The sequence below is a fragment of the Streptomyces sp. NPDC051286 genome (assembly GCF_044455345.1).
GTDB lineage: Bacteria > Actinomycetota > Actinomycetes > Streptomycetales > Streptomycetaceae > Streptomyces.
This window is the reverse complement of the sequence record NZ_JBITER010000004.1, coordinates 1-18,042: the sequence shown is the minus strand read 5'-3', so window position 1 is coordinate 18,042 and position 18,042 is coordinate 1. Positions and strand designations below refer to the sequence as shown.

General features: G+C 70.6%; 15 protein-coding genes and 2 pseudogenes. 9 read left to right on the top strand and 8 right to left on the bottom strand.

What is annotated here, in order from left to right; all coding sequences use genetic code 11:
- Window positions 1-42: 42 nt before the first annotated feature.
- On the top strand, window positions 43-2,187 hold the full coding sequence (locus tag ACIBB8_RS06080) for an MMPL family transporter (protein ID WP_398949235.1): 2,145 nt from the start codon (window positions 43-45) through the stop codon (window positions 2,185-2,187).
- A 358-nt stretch (window positions 2,188-2,545) separates the two neighbouring features.
- Here the strand turns inward: ACIBB8_RS06080 and ACIBB8_RS06075 are convergent, their stop codons facing one another.
- Both ACIBB8_RS06075 and ACIBB8_RS06070 read right to left on the bottom strand, forming a co-directional pair.
- On the bottom strand, window positions 2,546-2,887 hold the full coding sequence (locus ACIBB8_RS06075) for a GNAT family N-acetyltransferase (RefSeq protein ID WP_366689709.1): 342 nt from the start codon (window positions 2,885-2,887) through the stop codon (window positions 2,546-2,548).
- 26 nt (window positions 2,888-2,913) lie between these two features.
- On the bottom strand, window positions 2,914-3,897 hold the full coding sequence (locus tag ACIBB8_RS06070) for a pirin family protein (RefSeq protein WP_398949234.1): 984 nt from the start codon (window positions 3,895-3,897) through the stop codon (window positions 2,914-2,916).
- 122 nt (window positions 3,898-4,019) lie between these two features.
- Here ACIBB8_RS06070 and ACIBB8_RS06065 point away from each other — a divergent pair, with 122 nt between their 5' ends.
- Entirely contained in the window at window positions 4,020-4,508 is a 489-nt protein-coding gene (locus ACIBB8_RS06065; protein WP_398949233.1) for a carboxymuconolactone decarboxylase family protein, read from the top strand.
- Here the strand turns inward: ACIBB8_RS06065 and ACIBB8_RS06060 are convergent.
- The gene (locus ACIBB8_RS06060; RefSeq protein WP_398949232.1) at window positions 4,502-5,395 is read right to left on the bottom strand and encodes a LuxR C-terminal-related transcriptional regulator; all 894 of its coding nucleotides are present in this window, start codon (window positions 5,393-5,395) and stop codon (window positions 4,502-4,504) included. The two genes, ACIBB8_RS06065 and ACIBB8_RS06060, sit on opposite strands and share 7 nt — an antisense overlap.
- Before the next feature lie 482 nt (window positions 5,396-5,877).
- Here ACIBB8_RS06060 and ACIBB8_RS06055 point away from each other — a divergent pair, with 482 nt between their 5' ends.
- Window positions 5,878-6,573 carry a hypothetical protein gene (locus ACIBB8_RS06055; RefSeq protein ID WP_398949231.1) on the top strand — a complete coding sequence of 232 codons (696 nt, stop codon included), beginning with the start codon at window positions 5,878-5,880 and terminating at the stop codon, window positions 6,571-6,573.
- Window positions 6,574-6,919: 346 nt separating this feature from the next.
- Here ACIBB8_RS06055 and ACIBB8_RS06050 read toward each other — a convergent pair whose 3' ends face one another.
- Window positions 6,920-7,654, bottom strand: a complete 735-nt coding sequence (locus ACIBB8_RS06050; protein ID WP_398949230.1) for a YoaK family protein — start codon at window positions 7,652-7,654, stop codon at window positions 6,920-6,922.
- Complete coding sequence (locus tag ACIBB8_RS06045) at window positions 7,635-7,844, bottom strand: hypothetical protein (protein WP_398949229.1); 210 nt, start codon at window positions 7,842-7,844, stop codon at window positions 7,635-7,637. The genes ACIBB8_RS06050 and ACIBB8_RS06045 overlap by 20 nt, the downstream gene beginning before the upstream one ends.
- Before the next feature lie 53 nt (window positions 7,845-7,897).
- Here ACIBB8_RS06045 and ACIBB8_RS06040 point away from each other — a divergent pair.
- A pseudogene (locus ACIBB8_RS06040) lies at window positions 7,898-8,002 on the top strand (alpha/beta fold hydrolase); the annotation flags it as partial.
- Between the two features lie 109 nt (window positions 8,003-8,111).
- On the opposite strand, the gene ACIBB8_RS06035 reads toward ACIBB8_RS06040, so the two are convergent.
- Window positions 8,112-9,350, bottom strand: a complete 1,239-nt coding sequence (locus ACIBB8_RS06035) for a low temperature requirement protein A (protein ID WP_398949228.1) — start codon at window positions 9,348-9,350, stop codon at window positions 8,112-8,114.
- Window positions 9,351-9,585: 235 nt separating this feature from the next.
- On the opposite strand from ACIBB8_RS06035, the pseudogene ACIBB8_RS06030 reads away from it, so the two are divergent.
- Window positions 9,586-9,777: pseudogene (locus ACIBB8_RS06030) on the top strand (ferritin-like domain-containing protein); the annotation flags it as partial.
- 231 nt (window positions 9,778-10,008) lie between these two features.
- Window positions 10,009-10,995 carry an adenosine kinase gene (locus ACIBB8_RS06025; protein ID WP_398949227.1) on the top strand — a complete coding sequence of 329 codons (987 nt, stop codon included), beginning with the start codon at window positions 10,009-10,011 and terminating at the stop codon, window positions 10,993-10,995.
- On the opposite strand, the gene ACIBB8_RS06020 is transcribed toward ACIBB8_RS06025, so the two are convergent.
- Complete coding sequence (locus ACIBB8_RS06020) at window positions 10,923-12,359, bottom strand: helix-turn-helix domain-containing protein (RefSeq protein WP_398949226.1); 1,437 nt, start codon at window positions 12,357-12,359, stop codon at window positions 10,923-10,925. The genes ACIBB8_RS06025 and ACIBB8_RS06020 overlap by 73 nt on opposite strands.
- Window positions 12,360-13,152: 793 nt before the next feature.
- On the opposite strand from ACIBB8_RS06020, the gene ACIBB8_RS06015 reads away from it, so the two are divergent.
- Complete coding sequence (locus ACIBB8_RS06015) at window positions 13,153-13,692, top strand: hypothetical protein (RefSeq protein ID WP_398949224.1); 540 nt, start codon at window positions 13,153-13,155, stop codon at window positions 13,690-13,692.
- Between the two features lie 286 nt (window positions 13,693-13,978).
- Here ACIBB8_RS06015 and ACIBB8_RS06010 read toward each other — a convergent pair whose 3' ends face one another.
- Entirely contained in the window at window positions 13,979-14,863 is an 885-nt protein-coding gene (locus ACIBB8_RS06010) for an SIS domain-containing protein (RefSeq protein ID WP_398949223.1), read from the bottom strand.
- Window positions 14,864-15,048: 185 nt separating this feature from the next.
- Here ACIBB8_RS06010 and ACIBB8_RS06005 point away from each other — a divergent pair, with 185 nt between their 5' ends.
- Together ACIBB8_RS06005 and ACIBB8_RS06000 are read left to right on the top strand one after the other, a co-directional pair.
- A complete protein-coding gene (locus ACIBB8_RS06005) occupies window positions 15,049-15,843 on the top strand; it encodes a DeoR/GlpR family DNA-binding transcription regulator (protein ID WP_398949222.1) in 795 nt (264 codons plus the stop codon).
- A gap of 935 nt (window positions 15,844-16,778) precedes the next feature.
- A complete protein-coding gene (locus ACIBB8_RS06000; protein ID WP_398949221.1) occupies window positions 16,779-17,951 on the top strand; it encodes a Gfo/Idh/MocA family protein in 1,173 nt (390 codons plus the stop codon).
- The last annotated feature ends 91 nt before the right edge of the window (window positions 17,952-18,042 follow it).

Genomic DNA, 18,042 nt, shown 5'->3' with positions numbered 1-18,042 from the left:
ACCTGTGCCCCGCACGTCCCACACCCTGGACGAGGAGTCCCCATGTCACGACCGCACCGCTGGGCCGACCGGCTGCTGAAATTGCCAGGAGGAAGGAAGGGCAAGTGGCTGACGCTGATCACCTGGCTGATCATCGTCGTCGCGTCCGTGCCCCTCGCCGGACAGCTCTCGGAGATCGCGAAGGACGAGCTGACCATCGAGCTGCCGCGAGGGGCCGAGTCCACCGATGTCGCCGGACTCGCCGACCGGTTCGCCGACGGCAAGATCTCCCTCGGCATCGTCGTCTACGTACGGGAGAGCGGGCTGACCGCTGAGGACAAGGCCAAGGTCGCGTCCGACATCAAGGAGTTCGCGACTGTCGCGGCCGGTGAGGTCGGGCCGGCCAGGCCGTCCGGCGACGGCAAGGCACTGACCGCGTTCGTGCCCCTCGACAAGGAGGACAGCACCGCCCTCGCGGACAACGCGGAGAAGGTACGGAACCGGGCCACCTCCGGCCGGCCGGACGGCCTCGAAGCCAGACTCACCGGCCCGGCGGGCAACTCGCTGGACGCGGCCGACGCCCGGGAGTCGACCGGCCGCGCGCTGACCCTCATCACGGTCCTCGTCGTCGCCGCCCTGCTCCTGATCACGTACCGCAGTGCCATCCTGTGGTTGCTGCCCCTGCTCACCGTCGGCGTCGCGTTCCTCACCACGCAGGCCGTCTCGTACCTCCTCGCCAAGGGCTTCGGGCTCACGGTCGGCGGCGGCAACGAGATCGTCGTGACAGCACTGCTGTTCGGTGTCGGCACCGACTACGCGATGCTGCTGCTGGCCCGCTACCGCGAGGAACTGCGGGTCCACGAGGACCGGCACGAGGCCATGCAGACCGCGGTCCGCAGGGCCGTCCCCGCGATCGCCGCGTCCGCGGCGACCGTCAGCATCGGGCTGCTCTGCCTGACGCAGGCGGACGTCGGCTTCAACTACACGCTCGGCCCTGCCGGGGGCATCGCCATCATCTGTGGTCTCGCCGCGATGACCACGCTCTTCCCGGCCGTTCTGGTGATCCTCGGACGTTGGGTGTTCTGGCCCAATGTGCCGCGCGCCGGAGTGGCCGTGAGGAACGCCAACCACCGCCTGTGGGACCGCGTCGGCGGCAGGATCTCCCGCCGTCCGCGCCTGGTGTGGATCGGCTCCGCCCTTGTCCTCACCGTGCTGGCCCTCGGCTCGCTCGGCCTGAAGACCGGTCTCGACGACGAGCACCTCATCGTCGGCAAGCCCGGCTCGATCGCAGGCCAGGAACTCCTCGCCGACCACTACCCGGCCGGTCAGAGCAGGCCCGCCGAGGTGATCAGCAAGGCCGAGGCCGCACCCGCGGTCGCCGCCGCACTGAAGGGCATCGACGGGGTTGCCGAGGTCGCCGCGCCGGAGAAGTCCACGGACGGCACTCTTGCCAGCACCCGGGCCGTACTGAAGGACAGCCCGGACAGCGCGGCAGCGGCCCGTACGGCTGACCGGATCCGCGCCGCCGTGCACGCCGTCCCCGGCGCCGACGCCCAGGTCGGCGGCCCCACCGCGATGGCGCAGGAGAAGACCGAGGCGCAGGCCCACGACCGCAAGGTGGTGATCCCGCTGGTGCTGGCCGTGGTCTTCCTCATCCTGGTCGTCCTGCTCCGGGCCCTGGTTGCGCCCCTGCTGCTGATGGCGACCGTGGTGCTGTCCTACTTCGCCGCCCTCGGCATCAGCTGGCAGCTCTTCCAGCACGTCCTGGGATTCCCGGCGGTGGACATACAGGTCATGCTGATCGGCTTCCTGTTCCTGGTGGCACTCGGCGTCGACTACAACATCTTCCTCATCCACCGGATCCGCGAGGAGGTCGGTCTCCGCGGCCACCGCGCCGGCGTGCTGAGCGGACTCACCTCCACCGGCGGCGTCATCACCAGCGCCGGCGCGGTGCTGGCGGCGACGTTCGCCGCACTCACCACGGCCCCGCAGGTGGCGTTCATCGAGATCGGAGTCGTGGTGGCCGTCGGTGTCCTGATCGACACCTTCCTCGTGCGGTCCGTCCTCGTCCCGGCCCTGGCCCTGGACGTCGGCCGTACCTTCTGGTGGCCGGGCCGCCCCGTCGGCGCGGGCACCGCACCGCCCGCGGCGGGCGAACAGACGACGCCGGCCGCGGTACCGGCGGGCAGCCGAGGCGGTGGCATATAGCCCGGATACAGCCAAGGGCCGGAAGGCAGGGGCCTGTTCAGCCGGACAGCTCCGGCGGGCAGCTCCGCTCAGCCTTCCGGCCCTTCGCGCTCTTCCGTCCGGCCGGCGCGGCGGCCGCCCTACCCACCGGGAGCCGCAGCACGCCACCGACCGATCGGACCCTGTCCCTGTCGGCGAGCCGGCAGGCGCTGTGGCCGGCCCACCGGCCGGCGCCCGAGAGCGCCGCCTCCACCATCGTGCTGCGCGGACAACTGGACACCGATGCGCTGTCCGCGGCCGTTCACACCGTCGCGGCCAGGCAACCGCTGCTGCGTTCGGCATTCGCGCAAGGGGACGTGGGACGCGAGCCGCGGGGCGGTCACCGCTTCAGGGCGGTCTCCAGCCACTGCACGACCTCGGGCGTCACCGGGTCGGTGATGTCCGCGAACTCGTCGTGCTTCTTGAGGAACTTCGCCACGTACGGGCAGACCGGCACGATGCGCTTTCCGGAGGCGCGTACGTCGGTCAGGGCCTGCTCCACGAGGAGCGAGGCCAGGCCCTGGCCTGCGAAGGCGTCGTCGATCTCGGTGTGAAAGAAGACGCGTTGTCCGTCGCGGTCGCGGTAGGCGGTGAGGCCCGCGCGTTCGCCGTCGACCAGAACCTCGTAACGGTGCCTGGAGTCGACTCTCTGAACGGTCGGCTCGGATGCGTGCTGGGTCATGACGGGCCTTTCGGTGTCGTGCGTCATCAGTGGTGTGCGGGATTCTTGCGTGGTGCGATGCGGGCGTTCGGAAGGACCGGCGCGGGAATGCGGCCGCCTTCGTAACCGTCGACGCTTCCGAAGCGATCGGAGGCGTTCTCCCACGCCGTCCGGGCTTCGACGATGTCCTCGTGGCTGCGACCGATGAAGTTCCACCACATGACGATCGATTCCTGGAACGGTGTGCCGCCCAGCAGCACCACGCGGGCCGGGCTTTCCGTCTCGTTCGTCAGGGTCAGAGCGTCGCCTCCGGTGCCGATGTATCCCAACTCGGCCGGGTGCAGAAGTGTTCCGTCGACGCGTACGTTCCCTTCGTCGACGAGCAGGCCGTGCTCGAAGCCGGGATCCACGCGGAAGCTGGTCGTCGAGCGCGGGTCGAGAACGAGTTCGGCGCCGAGCAAGGGCGTGAAGGTCCGTACCGGAGAGGCATCACCCGCCAGCGAGCCCAGGAACACCCTGATGTCGGCTCCGTCCACCCGGACCCGTCGCGGGACGTAGTGCTGGAAGTCACGTCCGGTGTGCCGGTGTTCTTCCGGCAGAGCCACCCACAACTGGACGCCGTGCAGCGCGGTGGTGCGGGCGGTGGAGACCTCCGAGTGGCTGATGCCGTACCCGCTGGTCATGAGGTTGAGCTCGCCGGGCCGGACGAGCGCGTGGCTGCCGAGGCTGTCGCGGTGCTCGATCTCTCCGCTGAACAGCCAGCTCACGGTCTGCAGACCGGTGTGCGGATGGGGAGCCACGTCCATGCCACCTGTGTCGGCGACGTCGTCGGGGCCGTAGTGGTCGATGAAGCACCAGGCCCCGATCAGCGTCCGCGCCCGCTGCGGCAGCGTGCGCCGTACCGTCATCGCGCGCGGCCCGCCCAACGGGACGTCCCGCGCGGACAGCACATCGACACGCTGTACGGCAGACTCACCGTCGCCTTCCGCATCCCGCCGCCGTCCGGGCGGACTCACTTCGACATCGCTCACCGCACGCCCCTCTCACCCAAGGATGATTTCACATTCAACAATAATGCCTGATAGTAAATCCATGTCCCCGCATGCGCACGGCAGAGGAACGAGGGCCGGAAGCGGCCCCGGAGGAGTCCACGTTGAGTGACACGACAGCAGACCTGGCAAGCCGACGGGTCTACATCGACAAGCAGAGCCCCAAGGCCTACCGCGCACTCGTCGGGACGGCCGACGCCGTCCGTGTGGCCGCCGCCGAGGCAGGGATCGACCGCGGTCTGGTGGAGCTGATCAACCTCCGCGTGTCGCAGATCAACGGCTGCGCGTACTGCCTCAGCGTGCACACGCCGGCCGCGCTGCGCGTCGGCGAGACGACGCAGCGCCTGGGCGTGCTGGCCGCCTGGCGCGACACCGAACTGTTCACGGCCCGGGAACGCGCGGCACTCGCCCTTGCGGAGGCGACCACCGAACCCGCGAACGCCGTCGACCAGGAGACAGCCTATGCCGCGGCCCGCCAGGTCCTCACCGAGGACGAGATCTCCGCGGTGATCTGGGTGGCGATCACCATCAACGCCTTCAACCGGGTCTCCATCCTGAGCAAGCATCCCGTGCGGGGAATCCCCCCTCAGTGATCCGGCAGGCGCGCCGGGCCGAGGACATCGCGCAGTTGGGTGCGGCCCGTGATGCCGAGCTTGGGGAAGATCTTGTGCAGATGAAAGCCGATGGTACGGGGAGACAGATAGAGCCGGGCGCCGATGTCCCGGTTGGTCAGGCCCTCCGCGGCCAGTTGGGCGATCTGCAGCTCCTGCGGGGTCAGGTCGGCCACCGCTTCGGGCGCCGCGGAATCCGCCACGGCCACGCCCGCCGCGCGGAGTTCGGCCGTGGCACGCTCGATCCAGGGGCGTGCGTCGAGCCGCTCGAAGATCTCGAGGGCGGTGCCGAGAACGGTGCGCGCCTCCGCGGCCCGTCGGCGCCGCCGCAGCCACTCGCCGAAGTCCAGCTGCGCGAGGGCGTGCTCGAACGCCAATCGGAGGCAGTCCGGGTCGGCGAGCGCCGCGCGGAAATGGGGCTCCGCGTCCTCGGGATCGCTCAGCAGGGCCGAGGTGCGATGCACGATCGTGTCCAGGCGGGCGGAGCGGGACTCGCCCAGGGTCGTCTCTGCGGCCCTGAGCACGGAGCGGGCGTCATCCGCCCGGCCGGCGCGGACGGCTGCGGCGGCAAGATCGGCGAGGTGGTACAGAGAAGCGTGGTAGTGCACGGGTGCGGGGTGGAAGTCCTCGGTGAACATGCGCCGGAAATGCTCGTACGCCGCCTTGTGGTCGCCTTCCGCCAGGGCTGCCGTGCCGAGCGCCTGGCAGTAACGCACATACAGGCTGCGCGAATCGAGCAGGTCGATGCCGCGGACGGCATCGCCGGCCTGCGCACGCGCGGCCTCCTGGTCCCCGCGGGCGGCGCGCAGCGTGGCCCGCAGGATCGATGATCCCACGGTGACGTTGTCCGCGCCTGACTCTGTCGCCATCCAGAAGGCGTCCTCGGCGGCGGATCGGGCCGCGGTCCACGATCCGCTCTCGAACAGTGCGAGGGCGAGGGCCTGCGCGACGGTGCAGTTGGCGCCGGCCGTCGCAGCGCGTCGCAGATGGTCCAGGCCTGGCCGAGCAGGCGTACGGCCTGGTCGGTCTCGTCCAGGATCCAGGCTGTGGCGCCGAGCGTGACGAAGTCCGACAGGGAACCGTCCTGCAGTGTGTCCGCTGCGTGGGCCAGGCCTTTCAGAGTTTCCTCCCGGTCCGTGAACGGGTGGCTGACCACCTGTGACCAGAGGCAGTCGATCCTGTTCGACGGCGGCGTGATGAGGCCGCCGATCCGCTGGAGTTCGGTCAGGTAGAACGGGGCGCCGGAGTTGTACGTGGGGGTCGATGCCGTTCCCAGCGCGTCCAGAGCCAGGGCAGGTGCTTGTGTGGCCATGGACTCGGCCACGGGCAGCAGGAAGGCCAGGGAGTCGTCGTGCCGGAGCGTCACGGCCAGGGACCACCCGCCACGCAGGGACGCCTCGGCGAGGAGCTGCGCGTCGTCCGTCAGGGTGCCGACTCGGGCCGCGATCTCACCGACCCACTGCGGATACCCGGCGTACATGGCCGATTCGGCAGCGGCGAGCAGGCGCCTGGCACGCTGATCCGACTCCGACGTGAGTTCCGCGGCGCGTTCCAGCGCCGTGGCCGCGGCCGCGTATCCGCCGCGACGCCGCGAGCGTTCCGCGCTCTCCGCGAGAGCGCCGGCGACCTGATCGTCCGGGCCGAGTGCGGCTGCGGCGAGATGCCAGGCACGGCGATCGGGTTCGTGCGCGAGCGCGGCGGCGAGCGCCAGGTGGGCCTCGCGGCGCTCGGTGAAAGAAGCGGCCTGGTAGATCGCGGAGCGGACCAGCGGATGACGCAGACGCACGTGACCGCCCTCGATGCGCACCAGCCCCGCCTGTTCGGCGGGCCCCCACACCTCAGGCCCGTCCAGGCCGGGCACGGCGTGGAGAACGTCCGAGAGCTGGGCGCTGCCGGCTGCCGCCGCCAGGAGCAGGACCCAGCGTGTGTCGTGCGGCAGGGTGGGCAGGTCGGCGGCGAACAGGTGCTCCAGTCGCGCCGTGAGGGGGGAACGAGTCGATCGAGTCGAATCCGCGGCTGCCCCGATCCCTGGCGAAGGCTCGTGTGAGCTCGATGAGGGCCAGCGGGTTCCCGGCCGCCTGCTGGAGAATCCGGGACCGGACGCGATCCCGTGGTGGATGCGGCTGCGCGTCCAGCAGGAGCCCCGCCGAGGCCCGGTCCAGGGGGCCCGCGGCCAGATGCGGGAAGTCGCGGTCGAAGCGCGCAGGCACCGCTTCATCCCGTGCGGCGAGCAGCAGGCCGACGCGTTCGCCTTCGAGGCGCCGGGCGACGAACGCGAGGGAGAGCCTGTCGGGCGACCTCTGATCGGGCGGAGGTCACCCGACAGGCTCTCAGGCGTACGACCGGAAAAGAGGCGGGCCCCGCACCACGATCCGGGCGCGGGGCCCGCCCGTTCACGACTGTGGCCTGGTCCAGGCGGCGTTCGAGGCCGAGAGGCGATGCCCGGCCACGGAAGTCGCCGTGAGCAGCACCAGCGCCAGGCCCAGAATGGGGGCGAGTCCGGCGTGCCGCAGGAGCATGGCACCGGCGAGGGCGCCGAGGAACATGGCGAGGACGGACACGATCCACCGGCCGGGCCGGGGCACCGGCCCGGCCGAGGCGGAGTCCGCGGCCGGTCCGGTCAGGGTCAGGGTCAGCACGGTCGTGGTCAGATCAGGGACGGCGAGGCGCCTGGCGACCGCGTTCTGCAGCCCCATGGCGAGGCCGAGGAGCACGATCAGGGCGTACCGGACCTCGGTGGTCACGCTGCCGTGCGCGACCGCGACCGTGGCGGCCGCCACGGCGACGAGCACCGCTTGAAGCGCCGTGGTGCAGGTCAGCAGCCGCCCACGGTGCGCCGCGAACCGGGTGCCGAACCGGCCTCCTGCCAGCGCGCCGACGAGGAACGAGGCCATCGAGACCACGGAGGCGAGCACGGACAGGCCCTCGGCACCCGCCAGGGCGAACCCCAGGAACACCACGTTGCCGGTCATGTTGGCGACGAAGACGTGTCCGAGCGCCAGATAGCTGACGGCGTCGACCAGGCCGGTCACCACCGTCAGCGTCAACATGAGCGGCGGCAACGGGCCGTGCCTGTCCCCCTTGGGCGGAGCCAGCGTGCGGGCCGCGTCAGTCAGTAGTGTGCGCATATTGAGCCGTTCCTTCCTTGACAGAGGGACGATGCAGCACCGCACGGGTGAGCAGTCCGCTCACCGGACCGGCCACGATGGCCACGACCGGGACCCACAGGGGCCAGGGGGCCAGCCCGAAGGCATGGTCGGCCGACCAGCGGCCGGGGCCGGTGAGCGCCAGGACCGCGGAGGCGACGACGAGGACCATCGGGTATTCGTAGCCGTCGTTCTGGACCTACAGCCCGTTGTGCTCTCGATATCGGGGCGACGATCGTCGAGATCGAGGGCGCCTCGCACGCCGTGGCCGTCTCCCGGCCCGAGGAGGTCGCCGAACTGATCCGCGATGCGGTACGCGCGACGAGCTGACGAGGCGACAGGCGGCGCAGGCGGTCGCGCGGCCGAACTCCCCGTACCGGGAGTTCGGCCGCGCGGCCCTTCGGCCTTGGCGCAGGGTGAGATCCCGCTGCGGGCATCTTCACCGGCGCCGCACCGTGACCACCACGACCAGGACCGCCAGCAGCGCGCCGGCGACGAGGGCAGGGGCCGGGGAACAAGCGGCCAGCAGGACGCCGACCGCGGCAACGGGATACGGAATCCACTCGGCCGCGGTTCTTTGGTGGGGCCGCAGGTGCACGGCCCAGACGGTGATCAGGAAGACGGCCGCGGGGACGGTGACCGCCGCGCCGGCGGCCAACGGCGAGGCGTCCGTGCGACGCGTGACGTGATCGGCGTACGTGGCCAGGCCGGCTCCCTCGGCGGTCGCCGAAGCGAAGATCAGGTAGTGGCCGTAGGCCCAGAAGAATCTCCTGCGGTGGGCCTGGTGCGTCGTGGCGAGCAGGGTGTGCGCGGGTCTGGCGAAGTACAGCCACCACATGGCGTAGGCCATGAGCAGGCCACCGGCCGCCACCGCGTACAGCGAACCGGTGCCTTGGTGCCGGTCGAATGCGCCTCGGACGGCGACGGTGGCCGCCGCGATGGACTCCCCGAGTACGATCAGGGTGAAGAGTTCGTAGCGCTCGGCAATGTGGCGCGGGTGCCATGGGGTCATCCCGGCGGACTGCGCCCACACCGGGACGGAGACCTCGGCGACGATCATTACGACCATGACCGGCAGCCGTGCCGAGGCCGGGAGACCGAGCAGCCCGACCCATCCGATCTGACACATCGTCACTCCGATGGCGAAGCGCAAGGTGGTCGACCGCCGAGCGGGGTCGGACCACGCGGCACGCAGCCACAGGGCGGCCAGCGCCGTGCGCAGCACCACGTATCCGGCCGTGATGACCCGCAGATCGCCGTCCTCGAACGCGCTGGGAACGCCGGCGGCGAGCACGAGCGACCCGGTGATCTGGACCAACACCGTCAGCCGGTACAGGAGGTCGTCCGGGTCGTAGGCGGATGCGAACCAGGTGAAGTTCATCCACGCCCACCAGATGGTGAAGAAGACCAGCGCGAAGCGCAGGACACCGGTGGCGTACTCCCCGGCGGTCAGCGCCTCGTGCAGACTCCTGGAGGCCTGTGCCACCGCGATGACGAAGCACAGGTCGAAGAGGAGTTCCAGCGGAGTGGCGGACCTGTGCGGCTCGCCGGGGTCGCGGCCCGACATGGTGCGCCATCGCCTGGGTTCCGGGGCCGTGCGAGCGATCGGTGGGCGGTTCAGCTCGTCGCCCGGACCCAGCCCGACGACCACCGCATCCGCCTGCTCGTTCGTACTCATGTTTCTCCTCGCTCCCCGGCTCACCGGTCGTGGGTTGCCCCGCCGAGGCTAGAGCAGCAGGGCAACCGCCCCATGCCTGCCAGCGCACGGGGGCTTGCCCGGGAGCGAACGCCTCCCATCTGCGACGGGCGCAGTGCGCTGGCGGATATCACCGCATGCGCTACGGATCAACGCGCCCTGCTTCGGGGCACCTAGCGTCACTCGGGTACGCACAGCACGGCATCGCAGGAGGCGAACCATGCTGTCACGGCTCCTTGAGGCTCATGAGGCCATTGTTGTCGACGCCCACGACGCCGCCGCTCGGACGGCCGAGCTGGGGGACGACGGCACCAACGACCTGCTTGTCTCCCAGGTGATCCGCACCGGCGAGCTCCAGGCATGGTTCCTGGCCGAGCACCTGGTCGACACGCCACTGGTCCGCCCCTGAGGAACGGAGGCGACCACGAGGCGGCTGCACGCGGCCCCCTGCACCGGGCCCGGCACGGTCTGGTGACCCGGCCGCTGCGGGGTCAAGGCGATGGGTCGCAGACGGCCGGGTCCGCAGATGCGAAGCAAAAACTTGCGGGAGGATTCTGCAACATCTTGCGATCGCGGTGGCTGCCCTGCTTGACTCGCCTGCCGACAGCCACAGTTGCCGGTCGGCCGGAGAGGAACACCCATGAGCGCCGAGACCGATGTCCTCGTCCTGGGAGGTGCAGGAGTCGACACGATCGTGTACGTCCCGGAGCTGCCCCTCCCGTACGCCGACAGCTACATGATCCGCCCCGGGATCGAGACGCGGGCGGGGCAGACCGGGGACTTCGTCGCGCTGGGGGTGAGCGCCCTGGGCCTGCGCACGCATCACCTCGACATGATCGGCGACGACCACGCGGGTGACCTGATCCGGGCGCTGCACCGCGACCGTGGCATCGCACTGACCGAGGTCCCTCTGCCCGGTGGCACCAAACGCGCCGTCAACCTCGTCGGTCCGGACGGGCGGCGGCTGTCCCTGTACGACGACAGCCGGTCGCGGGACGGGGACCGGCTGCCCGAGGCAACGGTCCGGTCCCTGGCCGCAGCGAGCCGCCATGCCCACGTCTCGATCACCCACCCGTGCGCCTTCGCTCTTCCCGCGCTGCGGGAGGCCGGAGTGACGATCTCGACCGACCTGCATAATTGGGACGGCGTCAACCCCTACCACGAGCCGTTCGCCCACGAGGCGGATCTCGTCTTCGTCTCCGCCGTCGCCCTGCCCGACCCGGAGCGGACCATGCGACGCGTCGCCGAGCGGGGACGTGCCCAAGTCGTCGTTGCCACGGCCGGAGCCGAGGGCGCCTATCTGCTGGCCGACGGCGAAGTGACCCGGATTCCGGCCGTCACGCCCCCGGGGCCGGTGGTGGACTCCAACGGCGCCGGTGACGCCTTCGTGTCCGGCTTCCTCTTCGGCTGGCTGGCCGACGAACCGGCGCAGCAGTGCGGCCTCTACGGTGCGGTGGCCGGAGCCCACGCCTGCACGGTGGAGTCGACACGAACCGACCCGATCGGCCGTGACGAACTCCTCGCCCGCGTCGCGGAGTCGGACGGCCGGGGCCGTCAGTTCCAGGGTGTCTCCGGCGGGCGGGCCGGAGCCGGGCCGAGGGTGGTGGTGCCCGGGCTGGAGCGGTGACCGAGACCGGTGCGGTAGGCGTCCATGGCGGCTTCGGTGCGGCCCTCGCTGCGCAGCAGGTCGCCCAGGAGCCGGCAGATGTCGGCGAGGTCGCCCGCCGCTCCGGCGCGTTCGAGCAGGGAGAGCGCGGTGACGTAGTGCTCCTCGGCGGCCTCGGCGTCACCGGATTCCTCGGCGATCAGGCCGAGCAGCCGATGGGCTCCGCCCGCGTGGACCGCGCCGCGGTCGGGATGGAGACCGCCGAGCAGGTCGCGCAACAGGGCCGCGGCCTCGTCGGCCTTGCCGCGGCGGCGAAGTACATCGGCGAGTTCCACCTCGACCTGGGAGGTGTAGAGGGCGGCGCGCTTGGAGACCAGCATGGAGTGCGCGGTGCGCAGTTCGCTCTCCGCCCTTTCCAAGTCGTCGTGCTGCGCGTGGACGTAGCCGCGCATCCAGTGGCAGTGGGCGAGTTCGGTGCGCATCTGCAGTTGCTGGTAGAGCTCGGCCGCCTTGGCGAGTGCGGCATCGGCGGCTGCTGCCCGGCCCTCCGCGATGAGGGTACGGGCCACCGAGCGGTGCATGGAGGCGACCAGCGCGGGGTCGGAGACCTGCGGAGCCAGCGCCAGGGCCAGCTCGGCGGCCTGCGCGGCGCGGGCGTGCGCTCCCAGGTCCATGTAGGGGGCGATGGAGGCGGTGTAGAGCTGGAGCAGGGCGCCGGGGTCCTGCAGGCCCGAGGTGTTCAGTTCGTCGAGGGCGCTTTCCAGTAGGTAGCAGGAGTAGCGGAGTTCGCCTGCGAGGAAGTGGGCGACCGCCCGGCCGCGTACCGCTCGGGCCCGCTCGGGCAGAGGGGCGTCGGCCAGCTGCTGCTCGGCGGCCTCGAAGTGGGCACGCGCCTGACTGAGTTCACCCGTCTCCAGGGCGCATTCACCCAGCCCCGTGAGGGCAGTGGCCTGTTCGGTCCGGAGGCCGTACTCCTCGGCCTGGGCGAGCAGCCGCGCGTACTCCACTGCCGCATCGGCCGCGTCACCGGTGGCCAGGATCCGCTGCGCGTCGGCCAGGCGGAGCCGGATCGCGGTGGCGAGATGGCTGGGGCGCCCGGTGGCGAGTTCCTCGTACGAGACGCCGAGCCGCTCGGCGAGGTGGCGCAGCGCCGCCTCGGAGGGCCGGACCTTTCCGGCCTCCAGGGTGGAGATGTACGCGGCCGTGTAGGAGGGCTCGGCCAGCTGGCGCTGGGTCAGCTCACGCTCCTTGCGGAGCCGCTTCACCCGTTCGCCGATCACGAGAGGGGCGTCCTGGTCCACCGGGCGGTCCGCCCGCTCCGGTACGTCGCGCGCGGGGGTTGCCGCTGCCTCATCGGCTGCGGCTGCCCGGCCGGTCCCTGACATCGTGCCTGCTCCTCCGCTGTCGGCTGCTCGGCACGGGTGAACGTCCCACGGGCAGCAAGGACGGATGTGTGCACGGATTGTTTCCCGTGGCCGGATTCTTCGGTGGGATGTGCAAGCGCAACCTTATTCATCGGTGGCCACCTCCTGCCAGGGAAGGCCTCAGATCACGAGGCAGCCCCTCAGTCAAGCGAACTGCCACATGGGTTCAATACGGGATTCAAGGGCCCGTCCGGCCTGCTGGGCAGCGCGGACGGGTATGCGGCGAGATCCCGGAGTTCGATGCGGCGACCGCGACCGCGACGCGACCCCGGCCTCTCCACCTGGCCATCCGTGCACCGCTGGGGGCACCGAAAGACGTCGCGCAGGCGCCTACCCCGGGGATTGCGCCCATACTGAAATGGCTACGGCGCGTCTCGCCGAGCAGCCGGGCAGCCCTCGCCTGCCGCCGACGCACCCGGGTGGATCTCATGGCCTCCCCATCCTCCGTGGCACGCCCCGACCCCGAGGGCGAGATCCGGGAGGAGGCCCCGGTCGTCGACCGGGCTCCGGGCGTCCCGCCGGGCTCCGGTCGTCGACATCCCGGCCGCCGGGATACGGCCGCGGAACAGCGGCAAGGGCATCGCTCTCCCGCGGCGTCGGCCGTATCGATCAGCCGGGGTTCCTGACCACGGGTGCCGCGGAGGTCCTGCGTACGCCGGTTCCGGCTCCGCCAACTCGGTACGTTCTCGGGTGACGTCACGTCCCGGCAGGCCCTTACTGGTCTCGTACAGGTTCGTCGGCCATACTGCCCGCCGTGGAGCAGCGCATAGATCCGAACACCCAGCCCGCGTACGCCGCAGGGACAGACCCGGCGTACATACCTGGTCTCACGGCCCCCCTCACCGTCGGGGTGTCCGAGGCGGACCAGGAGAAGACCGAGGAGCCGGCACCCGAGGGTGCCGCCCCTGACGACGCCCTTGCGGAGGGTGCCCCCGGGGACACCGACCCCGATTCCGGCTCGGAGGACGCAAAGGACGGGAAGCAGGAGGAACACGAGAAGCGCGAGAAGGACGAGAACGGGCCCGTATTCGAGGTCAGCGACCGGCGGGGTTCGATCACTGCGGACCGTGACGGCATCCGGTTCCGGCTGGACGACCAGGAGGCCGAGTTCCACTGGGACGAGGTCGGTGCGGTCGAGGTGAAGGTCCCCCGGTTCGGGCGCCGGTTCACTGTCACCGTCCACATGTCATCCCGCCGCTGGTTCAACGCCGAGGTCGAGGCGGCTGCCAGAAGCAGTCTCAAGGCGTGGGCGGAAGAACTCGACGTGGTGCTCGACGCCTACTTCGAGGAGTAGCCCGGGACGGTGGCGAAGGGCCGGCCGGAGACGCGACCGGATTGTTCCCTGCGCGGCCCGGGGCGACGCACCCGGCCGACGGGGCGGCTTGCCCCGGATCCGGTGCGACGTCACCGAGACGCGGACCTGGGCCGCCCCGTCGTCACGGGCGACACGCCCCCGAGCGCTGCGACAGGGGTGAGGGGCCGACCTCCACGGCCGGCCCCTCACCCGCGAGGCGTCCCTCAGGCGGCCGCGCCGAGTGCCGCTTCAGCGGCGGGCGAACCGCCGTCTGCCCGTCCGCCGGTCAGGCGTCAGCGAGAACCACCGAGCGCGTCAGGTGACGGGGGCTGTCCGGGTCGATGCCGGCGGCCTTGGCGCGGGCGATCGCCAGGCGCTGTACGCGGACCAGCTCGGCCAGCGGGTCCAGGCCGCTCGCCACCCAACGGGCGCCGGTCGACGCGACCTGCTTCTCAAGACCCTCGGGTGCGGTACCGAACACCCAGGTGGCGGTGCCGGTGGTGGCGATGCTGATCGGACCGTGGCGGTACTCCATCGCGGGGTAGGACTCGGTCCAGGAGAGCGACGCCTCCTTCATCTTGAGTGCGGCCTCGTTGGCGAGACCGACCGTCCAGCCCCGGCCGAGGAAGGTGAACTGGGTGCACTCCAGCAGTCCTTCGGGCAGCGGCTCGGCCAGTGCGGTCTCCGCGTCACGGACCACGGCGTCGGTGTGCAGGCCGAGGTGGGCACGGAGCAGCGTGAGCAGCGTGGTGGCGAACCGGGTCTGCACCACGGACTGCTCGTCGGCGAAGTCGAGGACGACGACATCGTCGGCGGACGTCATCACCGGGGTGTTCGGGTCGGCCGTGATCGCGACGGTACGGGTGACGCCGCGGAGCCGACCGAGCAGCTCCAGCACCTCGGTCGTCGTTCCCGAGCGGGTGAGCGCCACGACCCGGTCGTAGCTGCGGCCGAAGGGGAACTCCGATGCGGCGAACGCGTCGGACTCGCCCTGCCCGGATTCCTCGCGGAGCGCGGCGTACGCCTGGGCCATGTAGAACGAGGTGCCGCAGCCGACGACGGCGATGCGCTCGCCCGTGGCGGGCAGGGCGGCCGACTGGCTCTCCGCCAGGTCCGCGGCGCGGCGCCAGCACTCCGGCTGGCTGGCTGTCTCAATCTCGACAAACGACACTTTTACACTCCGTATGGGTGTGGGGATGCTCGTTCACGCACGTTATACGGCTTCTACAATCATTATCAAGCATTCTGCTTGCACGGGACTTGACTGATCGGCGCCTTGTGCGACCCTTGCGCATGTCCGGTGACACTGCCCAAGGGGATGGGCGCTCGAATCCCGGGCCCGTAAGGAGAGTTCACTTGTCCAGGGATGCCCGCTGGGACGCGCTGCTTGAGCTGGTCGGCAAACACGGCCGGGTGGAGGTCGAGGACGCGGCGACGACGCTTGACGTCTCGGCCGCGACCATCCGCCGTGACCTGGACCAGCTCGCCGAGCAGCAGCTGCTCACCCGAACCCGCGGCGGCGCCGTCGCGCACGGAGTCTCCTACGAACTGGCGTTGCGCTACAAGACGGGACGCAACGCCCCGGAGAAGCAGGCCATCGGCCGCGCCGTGTCCGAGCTCGTGGCGGTGGGCGAGGTGGTGGGGCTGACCGGTGGCACCACGATCACCGAGGTCGCCCGCTCGCTGGCCGTACGCCCCGACCTCGTCGGTGACACCGGCCCCGGGGGGCAGCCGACCCTGACGGTGGTGACCAATGCCCTCAACATCGCCAACGAACTGGTGATACGGCCGCAGATCAAGATCGTGGTGACCGGGGGAGTGGCCCGGCCGCAGTCGTACGAACTCACGGGGCCGCTGGCCAGTGGCGTGCTCGGCGAGATCACGCTGGATGTCGCCGTGCTGGGCGTCAGCGCGATCGACACCGAGCGCGGGGCGTACGTCCACCACGAGGGCGAGGCCAGTATCAACAGGCTGCTCGCCCAGCAGGCGCAGCGGGTGGTCGTGGCCGCCGACTCCTCGAAGATCGGCAAGCGGGCCTTCGCCCGGGTCTGCGATCTCAGCCAGGTCGACTTCCTGGTCACCGATACCGGCATCACCCCCGACGCGAAGGCCCGTTTCACCGAGGCCGGCGTCACCGTCATCGCTGTGTGAGGGTGACGCAGGCCCGTCCGGCGGTGACGCCGTCCCGCGGGATCAGGCGCGGGGCGCGGTCCACTGCTGGTCGGCCCTGCCAGTGCAGTCGCGCAGTTCCACATGGTGCCCGGTCTCGTTGCCGCCGGGGGCGTGCGAGGTGTGGGCCGATGTAGCCGCTGTTCCCCTGGTTGAAGCCGAACCGATGCGGCCGGAAGGTGTGCGAGGTGAATCCGGGGTCGGCAGTGACCGTGGTGTTCCATGTCACGGACGACAGGTCCGGGGTCCCGGCGGAGAAGGCGTCGTGCGTGTACGTGCCGGGGGTGTCCCCAGCCGCCCTCATTGGCGTGCGCGATGCCTGCCGTGGACATGCCGATGCCGACTGCCAGTGGCAGCGCCGCGGCGGCGCTGCCCGGGATAGGGCCGAGCCGGCCGAAGCCGGACTTGGGCGCGCGAGAGCTCATACGGGCCCCCGCCTCTGTTTGAAAATGCTGACACATGTGCCGTTGGTGCAATATCGAGCACAATTTCGCATTCTGAATCCGCGATGAACCCATGGCGAGGGATTCGGCGACCTTGCCGAGGCGTAAATGCCCGCTTTGCGCCCCTGTCGCGCGCCGGCGGAGTTGAGTCGGGCCTTCCTGAGGCTTCCGTGTTTATAGATGTTTGTTTCCTGGGTGAAATGAACGACTGTTGCCATCAAGGGTGCTGTCGTGAACTATGTGGCTGTCGCCGCGAGAGGGCAGCGGCCACACCGCCACCGGCGTGTGCCGCAGCCGTGATCGCGGGACACCGTCCTCAACGTCGTCGCGGGCCGCAAGCAGATCTTCGCCTTCCAGGACCAGGTGAAGAAGTGGCGCTCGGGCGGCGGCGACGAGATGCGAGCCGAGTTCGAGGCCTCGATTGCCGGTAAGTACTCTCCGCCCGCGCCACCTGCACAGACAGAAGGGACCCCCGTGTCAGAACTCCGACTCGGCGTCATCGGGCTCGGCCTGCGCCGTTCCATCGCGATGTCCGCCCATCACCCCGGACAGGGTTCGGCGATCACCGCCGTCTGCGATCTCGACCCCGAGGTGCGGCGGCGCGAGGCCGAGCGCTTCGGCACCGATGTCGCGGTCGAGGACTACAAGCTGCTCCTCGACCGGGACGACCTCGACGCGATCATCATCGCCACCCCGGACGACACCCACGAGGTCATCGCCATCGATGCCCTGCGGGCCGGCAAGGCGGTCTTCGTCGAGAAGCCGCTCGGTATCACCGTGGAGAGCTGCGACAACGTCCTGCGCGCCGCGTACGAGACGGGGACCCGGCTGTACGTCGGCCACAACATGCGCCATATGGGCGTCGTGCGGCTGATGCGCGACATCATCGCCCGCGGTGACATCGGCGAGCCGAAGGCCGTGTGGGTGCGGCACTTCGTCGGCTACGGCGGCGACTACTACTTCAAGGACTGGCACGCCGACCGGACCCGTACCACCGGACTGCTGCTCCAGAAGGCCGCGCACGACATCGACGTGCTGCACTGGCTGGCCGGCGGCTACACGCGCCGCGTCAACGCCCTCGGCGACCTCCTCGTCTACGGGGACCTGCCGCGCCGCGAGGCGGACACCCCGCGTCCGGCGAACTGGCTGCGGGAGTTCGACTGGCCGCCGACGGCCCGCAAGGACCTGCACCACATCGTGGACGTCGAGGACGTCTCGGTGATGAACATGCAGCTCGACAACGGCGTCGTGGCCGCCTACCAGCAGTGCCACTTCACCCCGGACTACTGGCGGAACTACACCGTCATCGGCACCGAGGGGCGGCTGGAGAACTTCGGCGACAGCCCCGGTGACGAGGTCAAGGTCTGGAACACCGGACCCAGCGGCTACCGCGCGGAGGCCGACATCACCTACCGGGTGCCGGAGGCCGATGGCTCGCACGGCGGTGGTGACACCCGGATCATGGAAGAGTTCTGCCGGTTCGTCCGTGACGGAGGTGCCACCGACACCTCGCCGGTCGCCGCCCGGATGAGCGTCGCCGCCGGGGTCCTCGCGACCCGCTCGCTGCGTGAGGGCGGGGCGCCGTACGATGTGCCCGCCCTCGAGCCCGAGCTGATCGCGTACTTCGAACGCGGTCAGGTCCGCTAGGGCCTGTTCTGAGTTCCCCGCCTGCGCCCCGACGCCCGGCACGCACGCTCGCCGCACGGCCCCGCAGGACAGGTGGCTCCGCCACATGACC